General features: G+C 35.1%; 12 protein-coding genes and 2 pseudogenes. 10 read left to right on the top strand and 4 right to left on the bottom strand.

What is annotated here, in order from left to right; all coding sequences use genetic code 11:
* Positions 1–9: 9 nt before the first annotated feature.
* The 3 genes from NSQ08_RS13265 to NSQ08_RS13255 all read left to right on the top strand — a co-directional run bounded on the left by NSQ08_RS13265 (position 10) and on the right by NSQ08_RS13255 (position 2,394).
* A complete protein-coding gene (locus NSQ08_RS13265) occupies positions 10–768 on the top strand; it encodes an SDR family NAD(P)-dependent oxidoreductase (protein WP_340775604.1) in 759 nt (252 codons plus the stop codon).
* Between the two features lie 428 nt (positions 769–1,196).
* Positions 1,197–1,655: an NUDIX hydrolase gene (locus NSQ08_RS13260; protein WP_061688452.1), complete on the top strand. Its 459-nt coding sequence runs from the start codon at positions 1,197–1,199 to the stop codon at positions 1,653–1,655.
* A gap of 364 nt (positions 1,656–2,019) precedes the next feature.
* On the top strand, positions 2,020–2,394 hold the full coding sequence (locus tag NSQ08_RS13255) for an HsmA family protein (protein WP_340775597.1): 375 nt from the start codon (positions 2,020–2,022) through the stop codon (positions 2,392–2,394).
* 198 nt (positions 2,395–2,592) lie between these two features.
* Here NSQ08_RS13255 and NSQ08_RS13250 read toward each other — a convergent pair whose 3' ends face one another.
* On the bottom strand, positions 2,593–3,825 hold the full coding sequence (locus tag NSQ08_RS13250) for a helix-turn-helix domain-containing protein (protein ID WP_340775594.1): 1,233 nt from the start codon (positions 3,823–3,825) through the stop codon (positions 2,593–2,595).
* 136 nt (positions 3,826–3,961) lie between these two features.
* Here NSQ08_RS13250 and NSQ08_RS13245 point away from each other — a divergent pair, with 136 nt between their 5' ends.
* Positions 3,962–6,250, top strand: a complete 2,289-nt coding sequence (locus NSQ08_RS13245) for a glycoside hydrolase family 3 C-terminal domain-containing protein (RefSeq protein ID WP_340775591.1) — start codon at positions 3,962–3,964, stop codon at positions 6,248–6,250.
* Positions 6,251–6,487: 237 nt separating this feature from the next.
* On the opposite strand, the gene NSQ08_RS13240 is transcribed toward NSQ08_RS13245, so the two are convergent.
* Entirely contained in the window at positions 6,488–6,979 is a 492-nt protein-coding gene (locus tag NSQ08_RS13240; protein ID WP_340775587.1) for a DinB family protein, read from the bottom strand.
* Positions 6,980–7,330: 351 nt separating this feature from the next.
* On the opposite strand from NSQ08_RS13240, the gene NSQ08_RS13235 reads away from it, so the two are divergent.
* From NSQ08_RS13235 to NSQ08_RS13210, 6 genes and pseudogenes are all read left to right on the top strand, one after another.
* Positions 7,331–8,374 (top strand): ArsR/SmtB family transcription factor, encoded by a 1,044-nt coding sequence (locus NSQ08_RS13235; protein ID WP_215589811.1) that lies wholly within the window; start codon positions 7,331–7,333, stop codon positions 8,372–8,374.
* A gap of 57 nt (positions 8,375–8,431) precedes the next feature.
* Complete coding sequence (locus NSQ08_RS13230; RefSeq protein WP_340775580.1) at positions 8,432–9,646, top strand: MFS transporter; 1,215 nt, start codon at positions 8,432–8,434, stop codon at positions 9,644–9,646.
* Between the two features lie 97 nt (positions 9,647–9,743).
* Complete coding sequence (hmoA, locus tag NSQ08_RS13225) at positions 9,744–10,070, top strand: heme-degrading monooxygenase HmoA (RefSeq protein WP_000469495.1); 327 nt, start codon at positions 9,744–9,746, stop codon at positions 10,068–10,070.
* 184 nt (positions 10,071–10,254) lie between these two features.
* A complete protein-coding gene (locus tag NSQ08_RS13220) occupies positions 10,255–10,692 on the top strand; it encodes a VOC family protein (RefSeq protein ID WP_078176498.1) in 438 nt (145 codons plus the stop codon).
* 181 nt (positions 10,693–10,873) lie between these two features.
* Complete coding sequence (locus NSQ08_RS13215; RefSeq protein ID WP_340775573.1) at positions 10,874–11,578, top strand: nucleotidyltransferase domain-containing protein; 705 nt, start codon at positions 10,874–10,876, stop codon at positions 11,576–11,578.
* A gap of 207 nt (positions 11,579–11,785) precedes the next feature.
* A pseudogene (locus NSQ08_RS13210) lies at positions 11,786–12,205 on the top strand (VOC family protein).
* 179 nt (positions 12,206–12,384) lie between these two features.
* On the opposite strand, the pseudogene NSQ08_RS13205 reads toward NSQ08_RS13210, so the two are convergent.
* Together NSQ08_RS13205 and lsrF are read right to left on the bottom strand one after the other, a co-directional pair.
* Positions 12,385–12,988 (bottom strand): annotated as a pseudogene (locus NSQ08_RS13205) (hypothetical protein).
* 79 nt (positions 12,989–13,067) lie between these two features.
* Positions 13,068–13,850, bottom strand: a complete 783-nt coding sequence (gene lsrF, locus NSQ08_RS13200; protein ID WP_340775570.1) for a 3-hydroxy-5-phosphonooxypentane-2,4-dione thiolase — start codon at positions 13,848–13,850, stop codon at positions 13,068–13,070.
* Between the last annotated feature and the right edge of the window lie 3 nt (positions 13,851–13,853).

The raw sequence follows: 13,853 nt of genomic DNA, 5'->3' as shown, positions 1-13,853 counted from the left end.
GAATTAAACATGGAATTATCAAATAAAATTGCTGTCATAACTGGTGCAGGAAGTGGAATCGGAAGAGCAAGCAGTTTGAAACTTGCTAGAAACGGTGCAACAGTTGTATTAGTCGATTTCAATCAGGAAACAGGAGAAGAAACGTTAAAACTTGTGAAAGACCAAGGTGGAGAAGGTATCTTTGTTCAGGCCGATGTCTCGAAAACTGAAGATGTGCAAAACTATGTAAATAAAGCAGTCAAAAAATATGGACGTATTGATATATTTTTCAACAATGCAGGTGTTATTCAAAAGTTCTCACCTTTCACTTCAATAGAAGAATCCGAATTTGACCGCATTATGTCTATCAATGTAAAAGGGGTCTTCCTTGGAATGAAATATGTGTTAAAAGTGATGGAGGAGCAAGGAAGTGGCTCAATTATTAATACTGCTTCTACTGCAGGGGTTCGTCCTGAACACAGTGTAGCTGCATATTCTGCAAGCAAACATGCGGTTGTAGGCTTAACCAAGGGTGCTGCATTAGAATATACGAAAAAAGGAATTCGCATTAATGCACTCTGTCCTGGCGGTGTGAAAACAGCATTAACAACAAGTGTTGAAGCTCAGTTTGCAAAAGGTGGATACGTTCCAGAAGAGATTTCCAATATGAGAATGGGGCGTTATGCTGAGCCGAAAGAACTCGCTGAAATGGTTGCTTACTTAGCATCAGATAAGGCAAGCTATATGTCTGGTTCAATTGTTCTTGTAGATGGCGGGCTAACTTTATAGTCAATAAAAACTTCGAATAGGATTTTTTCTATTTAATAATTAGGGGCAGTTATGACTGTCCCTAATTTCGTTATTTTATTTATTTTCTAAATTGGATGGCTATGCCTCTAAAACCCCGCCAGAATAGGAATATATATATAAATGCATAGATTCATAGAACGAAAAAGAAGGTTCCCTTGTGAGAGGTTTCATTCCTATCCTTGCTACCGATAATGAAACGATATGTTAACCTTATATGAATATCCTATTCATCCAAATTTGCACAAATTTTTTCTTGCTGATGGTACAATTAAGGTAATAGAGGGAGAACATGAAATATATTGTATTTTATGGAACTCTGTTTCTTATAATCGGTACTGCAATGGGACAAAACAAATTTCTATGAAATCATTTATGATGAATGCAAATTCATATTGGAGCTGAAACAAATGGATTATATAAGTTATTTAAGAAATATGGTTGGACATGAAAAAGTAATTATGGTGGTCGCAGGTTGTTTTGTATTGAATGAAAAGAATGAAGTGCTTTTGCAATTACGATCTGATAATGGAAAGTGGGGACACCCTGGTGGATTTATGGAATTTGGCGAGACAGTTGAAGATACAGCAAGGAGAGAAGTGTTTGAAGAAACTGGTTTAAAATTAGGACACCTTGAATTCTTTAATGTGTATTCTGGAAAAAAATTCGAAAGAACGCTATCTAACGGTGATCAAGTTGCCTTAGTGAAATTGACTTATATTTGTAGAGATTTTCATGGAACATTACATACTGATAACGAAGAAAGTTTACAGCTAAAATTTTTCCCCTTAGATAACTTGCCTGAATTATGGCAGAATCAACAAGAAGTTTTGGATGATTTGTTGGAGTTTATGGAAATAAAGAAGTGAATTTTCCTATCAAGTAGACAAAAGAACCAAATGGTTATGCACACTTAGATAACATAAAACCCTCCTAAAATCAGAAAGAGGACAAAACCTGTTATTATGAGATTTGTCCTCCTTTTTGATATGATTTTACTGCCGCTACCGATAATTATGTAAATGAGCTGTCCATATGGGCAGCTTATTGTATTTTTTGCTTAGCGTTGTTGTTTAGCCATTTTTTTCAGAAATGCTGAGGATACACCTTAAAATACGAATGAAAATCCGATATATATTTGGAAGGATAATGCCCCATCCATACTCTGTTCATAATTCTTAGATAATATAAATCTTGTAATAGTAAGAGAAATTTTGTAAAGGGGTGATTGATGTGCTAGCATCAGCTATTACATTTATTACGGCAGCACTTATTTTTTATTCAATTGGGGTTTGGAGTGAAAAGATTCAAAAGACATTAAAACCTTGGCATGTGGTTATATTTTGGGTTGGATTAGCATGCGATACGATTGGTACTACATTAATGGAGAAAATGGCTTCAGAAGGTTCTCTATTAAGCTTTCATGGAATAACGGGTTTATCAGCAATTTTACTTATGCTATTTCATGCTGTGTGGGCTACTGTAGTTTTGAAGAAAAAGGATATAAAAATGATTGCAAAGTTTCACACATTTAGTGTAATTGTGTGGTTCATTTGGTTAATTCCATATGTTTCAGGGCTTGTATATGGAATGACAAACAATTCATAAATTGAATTTGAATTTTCTGGACGAAAATAAGGTTACTCATACATTAGGAGATATAAGAAGAAACTTAAAGAAAAAGAAAAACGTATATTACATTAATAAGTAAAATCCCCTTAACATAAGTCGAGGGGATTTTGTAAAGCAAATAAATAATTCTAATGGTCGAATGAGGGAAGACTGCTCTTTATAGTAGGATAAACATTATAAACATCTATTTTTATATTGTTTAGGTGAAATACCAGTATGTTTTTTAAAAATCTTTGTAAAATGACTTTGGTCGTGAAAATTTAATAATGTAGAAATTTCGGATATAGAATGTCTCGTATAAGTCATTAACTTCTTTGACTCATCTACTTTGACACGCTGAATATATTCATTTAGAGAAATTCCAACTTCTTTTTTGAAAAGGGAAGATAGATAACTAGGGTTTAATGTGACTATTTCTGCAAGGATAGTTAGTGTAATATCACCATAAAGATGAGTAAATATATAATTTTGGCATTCGTTTATAGGTTTGGAATGTTGCTGCATTGTACCATTTTTGACACGTTCTGCAAACTCAAGTAAAGCATTCTCCAAAAAAGGGGCAATGGCTTCATTTTTATGTATTTCTTCGAGTTTTTGTATAAATAAATCGCTAAGAGTATATGCGATTTCAGGGAAAAGTCCTCCTTCTATCGCAGATCTAGTTGCAAGTGTAATAGCTGCAATGGCAGAATTTTTTTGGCTTCGCAGGTGACTCGTCTTTGATAACACCCCAAGCTCTCCTGATTCAGGTAATCTCCTTAGATTTTTAATTAAATCATCCATTTTCCCTTGCTTAATACACTCAAATATTTTCCTCTCAGCTAGTGGATCGATATGAGTTAATGTACTTTGTCGTTGCTCCGATATATGTATTTCGGGCTGTTCAATTTTAAATTCCACCTTTTTTACAAGCATGTTTTTTTGCAGAACATCTGCTATGTTCAATTGTTTCTGATACAGCATGTAATAAAGCACTAAACTTATATTTAAAAAACTCAAATTATTTAATACGGGTAGAGAACGATAATATCGAATCATTTCTTCTTTGTCTATTTTTAGTTGAAGATCATTAACGATACCTTTAATTGATGTTTCTGATAGCCTGGAATAAAGGACGGGTCCAACAATGATGTTCCCACTAATTCGGTCGTTCAAACGCAGATTAATTGCGAAAAAATTTTCAAGAAAGGCTGTCTCTTCTAATGACGGAAAAGTAAAGGGAGGCTGTTCTTTAAATATTTCATTAAGTATCGCCTCTTTTGAAGAATACATAGGGTTATGCTGAATATTGGACGAGATTTCAAATACTAAATCTCCATTGTTATTAAGAAAATAGACAGGTGTTTTATGTACGTCAAAGACTAGTTTACAAATATAATATAAATCCTCTAGTTTGGAGAAACTCATTATTTTAACCCCTATTCTTTAAAAATTAGCTAAATTTTTTACCAGTATTCTAAAAAATATACCATAACATCTAAAGAATAATAACTATAATGACATTAAGAAAGCGTTTACTTAATTATTTTTTAGGAGGGCTATCATGAAAAGGGATATTAAGAAAATCATTTCACAAATGACATTAGAAGAAAAGGCAAGTCTATGTTCTGGATTAGACTTTTGGAATACAAAAGGGATTGAGCGATTAGGAATTCCTTCAATTATGGTAACTGATGGACCACACGGACTTAGAAAACAGGCAGAGGGAGCAGATCACTTAGGGATTTATAACAGTATTCCAGCGACTTGTTTCCCTTCAGCAGTAGGATTAGCAAGTACATGGAATAAAGAATTAATAAAACAAGTAGGAGTTGCATTAGGAGAAGAATGTCAGGCTGAAAATGTAGGAGTTCTCCTTGGACCAGGTGCAAATATAAAACGTTCGCCACTATGCGGAAGAAACTTTGAATATTTTTCAGAGGACCCGTATTTATCATCACAAATGGCTGCAAACCATGTTAAAGGTGTACAAAGTCAAGGGGTTGGAACGTCATTAAAACATTTCGCTGCTAATAATCAGGAGCATCGCAGAATGTCTGTAGATGCAATTGTTGATGAAAGAACATTGCGTGAAATCTATCTTGCTAGCTTTGAATATGTTATTAAGGAAGCACAGCCTTGGACAGTAATGAGCGCTTACAACAAAGTGAATGGTGAATACGCTTCGGAAAATAACTATCTATTAAATGATATTTTAAAAGATGAATGGGGATTTGAAGGTTTTGTCGTTTCTGATTGGGGTGCAGTAAATGAGCGTGTTGCAAGTTTAGCTAACGGTTTGGAGTTAGAAATGCCTTCAAGCTTTGGAATTGGTGAGAAGAAAATTGTCGACGCAGTTAACTGTGGTAAGTTATCTGTAGAAAAGCTTGATCAAGCAGCAGAGCGATTACTTTACATTATTTTTAAAGCTTATGATAACCAATTAGAAAACGCTGTGTATAGTAAGGACGCGCATCATCAGCTTGCAAGAGAAGTTGCAAGTGAAAGTATGGTTATGTTACAAAATGAAGCTTCCATTCTTCCGCTGAAAAAAGAGGGAACGGTAGCAGTAATTGGAGGATTTGCAAAGCAACCACGTTTTCAAGGTGGCGGAAGCTCTCATATTAATCCAACAAATCTTGAAAGTATTCTCGAAGAAATTGAAGCGGTATCAGGTGAAAAAACGAACATATTATTTGCCCAAGGCTATGACATTGCAAGTGATGATGTAAATGAAAGCATGGTTAATGAAGCAAAAAAAATAGCAGAGCGAGCAGATACAGCGGTCCTTTTCGTTGGACTTCCAGATCGTTATGAATCTGAAGGCTTTGATCGAAAGCATTTACAGATGCCAGAAAATCATGTGCAATTAATTGAGGCTATCGCTGAAGTTCAAAGTAATATCGTTGTAGTTTTAAGTAACGGTGCTCCAATTGAAATGCCATGGATAGGTAAAGTAAAAGGAATACTTGAAGGCTATTTAGGTGGCCAAGCATTAGGCGGGGCGATTGCCGATATATTATTTGGTGATGCGAATCCAAGCGGGAAATTAGCGGAAACATTCCCGAAAGTGTTAAGCGATAATCCTTCTTACTTAAACTTCCCTGGTGAAGGGGACAAAGTGGAATACAAAGAAGGTGTGTTCGTCGGATACCGTTACTACGATGCGAAAAATATTGAACCGTTGTTCCCATTTGGTTTTGGATTAAGCTATACAAATTTTGAGTATAGTAATCTTTCAATAAATAAGAAAGAGATAACGGATACGGACACTGTTTCTATCAGTGTGAACGTGAAAAATACTGGTAGTAGAGCAGGGAAAGAAATTGTTCAGCTTTATATAAAAGATGTTGAAAGCAGTATGACTCGTCCTGAAAAAGAGCTAAAAGGATTTGAAAAAGTAGAATTGCAACCGGGAGAAGAAAAAACGGTTAGCTTTACTTTAAATAAAAGATCATTTGCTTATTATAATGTTGAATTAAAGGACTGGCATGTTGAAACAGGTGAATTTGAGATTTTAGTAGGAAAGTCTTCAAAAGAGATCGTTTTACATGATAGCATGTATGTTCAATCAACGACTATAACTCAAAAACCAGTGCATCGTAATACGTTACTTGGGGACATATTTACGGACCCAATCTTAGCACCAATCGCAAAAGGGCTTATGGAAAAAGCATTAAAAGACAGTCCGTTTGGTAGTATGACTGAAGGGGATAGTGATGCATCTGAAATGATGGACGCTATGCTGAACTATATGCCATTACGAGCATTAGTGAACTTTAGCGCAGGTGCTTTTACAGAAGAAATGTTAAGTGAAATAATTGGGATATTGAACGATGCGCAGATGAATTGATAAGTGGCGAATGCGAGGAAGTTAGGTGGGAGATAATGGCCCGGAAATGCCTAATTAAAGTTTTACTTTATCCATTGAACATTCTTTGTTGAATATTAATTAAGCTTAATAATTCATTGCAGGATGTTTCTCCAGCACGCAAAAAGGCAAATGAGAGTTAGAATCTCATTTGCTTTTTTGCGTGCTTATTTTGCTAAATGAAGAATCATATGCTTATCTATCATCTTTAATCGTTGCTTATAAATATGAACGATGAGATGGCCATGAACCTTGGAGTTTACGAAGTTGTATAATTTGACCTGTATGATATGCATCGTGCAATAGGATATTCATATATTGTTGCCAAACTGGTAGAGACGGACTTGGTTGATCCAGTTCTGCTTCTTGAAGGGATGTTAATGAAGATTGTAAGGCATCATGTACTTGGAGCGTTCGCTTCACTGTTTGTTGCCAAGCACCATCATCATTAGGTCCACCTTGGACAAAAGTGTCATCATTATTTTGTGGAGCAACAAATGTGTCATCCTGATGTAAGCGGGAAAGTAAGCGCTCTTTAAAGATTAGTAAATGGTTTGCATTTTCCCAAATCGTATTACTGGCCGTTCCTTCTGGGTGCCAACATGCTTGTGCAGCAGTAAGATTCTTTAACGCTTCTGATATCGGTGGGTACCATTCTTCTTCGTAAAAAACTTGCTTGACCCCATTTTGTAATATTTCTTTTTTACCCATTCGTATAGCCTCCTTAACTATGAGATAGACCAACAACAAGTGTTAGAGAAATTAGAAACGTACCTACTTATCATCTGATTGATGTTTGGAAGTTTCTAAAATAACAATACGGCGCCGTTGTAGTAATTGCAGAAATAAACTTATGCTTTCCAAATCATTTTTATAAACGTAATAAATTCTCCTTTCTCTTCAATAAACCTGCCTCATAGTTGAACAAGAAAATTAACTGCAGCTTAAATTTAAAAACTTGTAGCAATATAAAGTTTCAGAGAGTTTTAAAATTCTAAAAAGTTAGAAGGTATAATTCGATGAATAAAGAATTTAATACATAGCAAATAAGGAGGGGATAAAATGGAAGTCTTTCACGTGACGAGTAGAAAAAGGGAAACATACAACGTTCAAATGAAGTATTCGATACTTTTCGAATGCGCACTTGGCATTGCGGCAATTACTCATAAGAGGTTAATCGACACGCTTGAAAAATCTCAAAGCGAATGGGAAGAAATAAGACAATCTTTATCACATGAAATGATAGAACATTTACAATTTGTTGAGAAGCATAATACGTGGAAAGCGTTGCTACAGTTACTGTATGATGGAGATTTTACGGATTTATCTCAGTTTGTTCACAATATCAATTCGTTATCGGAAGTAGATTTTAAATATGTGTGCTTACCGTTTTTAGGAGAAATGCATCAAGGAAAAAGACGTTTAGCAGCAAATGGAGACGTAACTGCAATACATGAATTAAAGGAACTGGCACATGATCACCAGTTTTTCTCTACTTATATTGGCTTTATATGTGATGCAGATGTACAAGAACTAAAGGGTCATTTAATCGCGGTTATGACAGGATGGTATGAGGGTGTTATTAAGAAAGAAGAGGAGCAACTGCTCTCTATATTAAAGCGAGATTATGAAGCGAAAAATGAAATGAATAAAAAGATGAAACCGGAAGAGTTTGTCGAGTGGGCTACAGGTGGCGTTACATATATGCCAGAGCCAAGTGTGCATCACGTACTTCTTATCCCGCAAATTACATACAGACCGTGGAACATAGAAGCTGATATTGAAGATACGAAAGTGTTTCATTATCCGGTCGCAAATGAAAGTATACATCCGGAAGATCCGTATGAACCGAGTTATTTTTTAGTTCATAAACATAAGGCGCTCGGGGATGAAGCGAGATTACGAATTGTAAAAATGTTGTTTGAAAAAGAACGTACATTGCAAGAAATAACGGAAAGATTACAACTAGGAAAATCGACAGTACATCATCATTTGAAATTGTTACGTTCAGCAAAGTTAGTAGATATTCATGACGGAAAATATGTATTGAGAAAGAAAGCAGTACAGTCGTTAGCGAAAGAATTAGATGCATTTTTGAATAGATAATATACAACGGGAATGTACATAAAGGGAGGAATTTAATAGAAAAGTTGGTGAGCTATAGTGAATAGTGTATTGAAAAATCGTTCATTCTTTTTTATGTGGATTGGCAGTGCAATTTCAGAATTAGGCGGGGCTTTCGGGACGTTATGTAATTCAATTCTCGTTTATGAATTAACAGGATCAAAAACAGCATTAAGTAGTATGTGGTTACTATATTTTATCCCGTCGCTCATACTACAACTTATAAGCGGGCCATATATTGATAAATGGAGCAGAAAGTGGATTATGATTTTTTCGCAATGGATGCGGGCCTCTGTTTTCTTACTGCCTTTAGTAATGCTAGTTACTAACAGTGTAGAAGTATGGCACATTTACGTTGTTCAAATTATAGTAGGGCTCATTACGCCGCTGTATACACCCGCCAGTCAAGCGATTACACCGAGCATTGTAAGTAAAGAGCAGCTTCAAGATGCAAATGCGTATATAGATGGAATGACTCGTCTTATGATGTTTCTAGCGCCAGTATTAGGTGGTATCGTCATTCATTTTATTGGAATGAAGCTTACATTATTTTTTGTGTGCGTTTGTCTATTAATAAGTGGAGGATTATTACTTTTCATTACAGAAAAGAGGATAAAGCAAGAACTTCGAAAAACGTGGCTAGAAGAGTTTCTTCACGGCTTTACATATTTTTTCACAAAACCAGTTATCGTTTGGCTTGGTATCTTTCTAACATTCGTTCAATTTGGAGTAGGAGTAACGATGGTTACGAATCTTCCTTATATTAAAGATGAACTATCGGCAGGGTATGCTGAATACGGTTATTTTATGGCAGGATTCCCACTTGGCTATGTAGTTGGTTCCATATTAGTTGGGAAAGTGAAGTATAGGAGCCGTAGATTACTTATGCTTGGAGGATTATTCGTAGGGGGCCTTACTTACATTTCACTAGGTTTAAATAATAGTATTATTATTGCGATTGTAATCGAGGTAATTGCTGGTATATGTATTGCATTTTTCAATGTTCATAACACGACGATATGCCAACAAACTGTCCCAAGTAATATGATAGGAAAAGTATTTTCAGTGCGATTATTTTTCATACGATTGGCAATGCCATTAGGTGTGTTATTAGGGGGAATACTGAGTGAAATGTGGGGAGTGAGAGTACTATACTTTATCATTGTCTCGATTATATGTGTCACTTCTTTAATAGGAATATTGGTTCCGTATTTCAAATTTTTAGATGAGGCAATTGAGGAGAAGTCAGCATAATTCTAAAGATTTGAAACTTTATAATTGAAAACGATTATCATAATCAATTATAATAGAAGAATACTAGTATTCGTATTACAAAGAGGGAGTGGAATATATGTTTATCGAAACGAAGACATTTACAGTAAAAGAAGGTACATCTAATATAGTTGTAGAGCGTTTCACAGGAGAAGGCATTATTGAAAAATTTGAAGGATTCATCGACTTAAGTGTTCTCGTTAAAAAAGTAAGACGCGGAGATGAAGAAGTTGTAGTTATGATTCGCTGGGAATCGGAAGAAGCATGGAAGAACTGGGAAACGAGTGAAGAGCACTTAGCTGGACATAGAGCGGGCCGCGGTAAGCCAAAACCAGATCATATCATTAAGGTTGAGCACGGAGTTTATTATGTGAAATCATCGAAATCGGCTTATCAACAGTCGTAAAAATACATTTGTTTAATTATATTCTTTCGAATAAATAACCATCTATCTGCTTACTGATAGATGGTTATTTATATTGAATAAAGAGAATGATTCGCATGTGATGTAAGAATAATTAACGGATAAGTTAAAACTAGAAATGTTATAATATAAACTCGATCAGTGAGTAAGATTAGGAGGAACAATAATGGTTCAATCGATAGTTCATATCGCATTAGTAGTAAAAGACTATGATGAGGCAATAGAATTTTATACAAAGAAACTAAATTTCACATTAGTTGAAGATATTTATCAGCCAGAAGAAAACAAACGGTGGGTAGTGGTATCTCCTCCAGGTTCAGTCGGCACCACAATATTACTAGCCAGGGCATCTAAACCTGAACAAGAGCCCTTTATTGGTAACCAATCAGGCGGTAGAGTATTTCTTTTCTTAAATACTGACGATTTTTGGAGAGATTATAATGAAATGATTTCAAGAGGAATAGAATTTGTGAGAGAACCGAAAGAGCAATCATACGGAATTGTTGCAGTATTTAAGGACTTATACGGGAATTTATGGGATCTACTGCAACTAAAGGATGATCACCCAATTGCACAAAGAATTAATAGTAAGCAATTTGACTAGGCATTTTACAAGTATGTGAAAATAAAATAGAGCTCGGCATGTAACAATTAGCAGTGTGTATAATGGAAAGGTATGAGAAAAAATATAATTCAATATCGTTTAAAAGGTGTTTGCTTATTTTAGAAACTGAGAAATATCGATCTATTCTTATAAGAATAGATCGATAACTTGGAGGATAGAAATGTTAGAAAATCTTTCATTTATTACATATGAAAGCCATAAAGAGTTAGTACATAAAATTCTAAATGAATATATCGCTAGGAATGAAGTGAGTGGGTTAATGCTCATCGGATCTATCGCAAGAGGTGACGCATACCCCGAATCCGATATAGACGTATATGTTCTTTTAGAGAATGGACAAAAGAAGGATTTTCATTCAGAAATGAGAGAAGGTATTTTAATTGAATATAAGTATGCAGATTTTAATAGAATTCAATTAAACCTTAAAAATAATCCAATGGAATTATACTCTTTTTTAGAAGGAGAAATTTTATTTGATAGTAACGGTGAGTTGAGAAGGTTAAAGGAAATAGCTCAACATAATTATGAAAATTATGCTGTTTCTAGTGATAAAGTAAAAGGCATTTCTCATTGGTTACATAGTTCGCTTATTAAAATTCAGGCTGCTTTGAAAGCAAAAGATGAGTTAAAAGCTTCATACATAGTTCACACATCAATGTGGACATTGCTAGAGGGAATATGGGCTATTAATAACAGACCAACACCTCCAGCTGGATCTGCTTTAAGGTATATTCAAGCATTATCTATTAAACCGACTAATTTTGATGATTTACTTAATAAAGTGTTTTTAGGAGATACGACAGAGCGTATCTCCTCAGCAGTTTTCTTGATTGAGTGGATTTTACTTAATTTGGAGAATAAATAATATGGCTATAACACTTGTCAACTTATATAGGTAAATCGATACTCCATGTCGAATTTTTCATATGATTGCATTCATTTCGAAAAACGTTCTAAGCTATAGGAAAAAGCATAAGACTATAAAAAAGTCTTAGACGGTATATCTTTCTTTACATATGTAAGTGTTATCAATATGAGTATATATACCCTCTGCTTAAAAGGAGATGAGTAAATGAAGTTAAATCATATGAATCTATGTGTTGATGATTTATCAGAAGCTAGACATTTCTTTGAAACATTTTTTGATTTTCAATTTTTGGAGCAAAAGGGAAAGGCACTTGTAGTAATGAGTGATGAGAGTGGATTTATACTTGTGCTAAGTGATCCAAAAGCGTTCAAGGGGAAATAGGACGTTACATATCCTGAAGCTTTTCATATTGGTTTTTTAGTGGAAACTTCAAGTGAAGTTGATCGAGCATATAATCGTTTAGTAACTGGGGGCATTGAAATAGACAAGGAACCTTATACAATGAGAGGTAGTAGTTATGGTTTTTATTTTACAATATTTAATGGATTATTAATTGAAGTTTCTTGCCTTGACTATAGAGATGGTAAGAAAGTTTCAAAACTGAATGGCACTCATCAAGAATAACTCTTTGAAGGTGTATATATAGCCCCTTATCCAGTTTGGAAAGGGGCTTGATCATTTTATTCGCTTTTTTAATGGAACACCCAAGTAAAAAATAAGCATCTTTTAGTCAAAAGCCCGATTGATTCAACTAATAATCAGTGGGGGATGACAAAACCCCCACTGATTAAAGTTTCACTTTATTAATCTAACCGAATTTCAAATTCAAGCACATCTGGATCTTTCATAAATGGCATACTTTGTTCTTTAAATAATAAGCTAATTTCAGAGAGATTATTAGGAAGAGTAGGGGAAACTACAAATTGGTAGCTCACATGTCCATCTGTTCCAGTCCATCCTTCTGCCCAGCAATCGTATGTATCATTTATCGATAATTCAACAAGGCTATGTGTATTATTCTCATTAAGTGTATTGTTTTTTTGGATCCCATTCCTTATATAAATTAATTACACTAGCGTTAGAATATTGACGAATAAAGGTTACAGTATACACAGTTCCTTTATGTTCATAAGTTTTTAAAACGGGTATATGTTTTTTAAACTTAGTCGGTTCGACGTGAGGTTTAAATTCTTCTTCACCCATCATAGTGGAGAACAATGAATTTAAATAGTCTGGATAAAATCCATTCTGCTTTGCCCAATTAGAAATAGCCTCATCGGGTGGAAATCCTGGATTCCCATTCGAAAGTTCTTTTCTTTCTTTTAATAAAGAGCAAATTTTTTCATCAATAGAGTATAAGCGTTCATCGTAATGATCAGTAGGGCGTTCAAAAGGCATTCGATTCATCGTCATTCCTCCTTTTCTTTTAGTTTAACAAAAAATGACAGACTACTGTAATACATAGTCTGTCATTTTTATTTTTATTTTAATTTTTCACATCATTATATAGTTCCAGCGCCTCTTTCACATTCAATCTATTTTTCACAATGCCATGAATTGCTTGAATCATCGCAGCTGGATGTTCGGATTGCCATATGTTTCGGCCCATGTCTACTCCGATTGCGCCTTCTTGCAGCGCATTGTACGTAATGTTTAATGCGTCTTCGATTGAATCTAGTTTTGGTCCGCCCGCGATTACGACTGGGGCAGGGCAGGTACTCGTAATTTTTTCGAATCCTTCGCAGTAGTACGTTTTAATAATGTCAGCTCCCATTTCAACACATACGCGGGAGGCGAGTGCTAGAAAGCGAGCTTCACGTTTTTGTAGCTCTTTCGCAACGGCGGTAATACCGAGTACTGGTAGGCCGTAATCGTGAGCTTCAGAGACTACATTTGCGAGATTTGAAACAGTTTGTGTTTCATAGTCTGATCCAACAAAGACAGAAACGCCGACGCCAATTGCGTTTTGTCTTACTGCTTCTTTCACAGGTGTAACAATTGTTTCATTCGCTAAATCTTTGCCTACTACAGTTGCCCCGCCTGATACACGCATAACCATTGGTGTGTTGCAGTTTTCAGGAATACAGGAACTTAATACGCCTCGTGTTAAAAAGAGGGAATCAGTATATGGAAGCAAGTTTTTAACTGTTTCTAACGGTTGTTCAAGTCCGTGAATTGGCCCTAAAAAGTAGCCGTGATCTATCGCTAACATAACCGCTCTGCCGTCAGGTAAAATTGTGTTTAATCGATTTTTAAATCCCCAAGTCATTAG

This window comes from Bacillus sp. FSL E2-8887 (assembly GCF_038007205.1).
GTDB classification, from domain to species: domain Bacteria; phylum Bacillota; class Bacilli; order Bacillales; family Bacillaceae_G; genus Bacillus_A; species Bacillus_A mycoides.
Note: the sequence above shows the minus strand (reverse complement) of the source record. Positions and strands in the feature narration are given on the sequence as shown.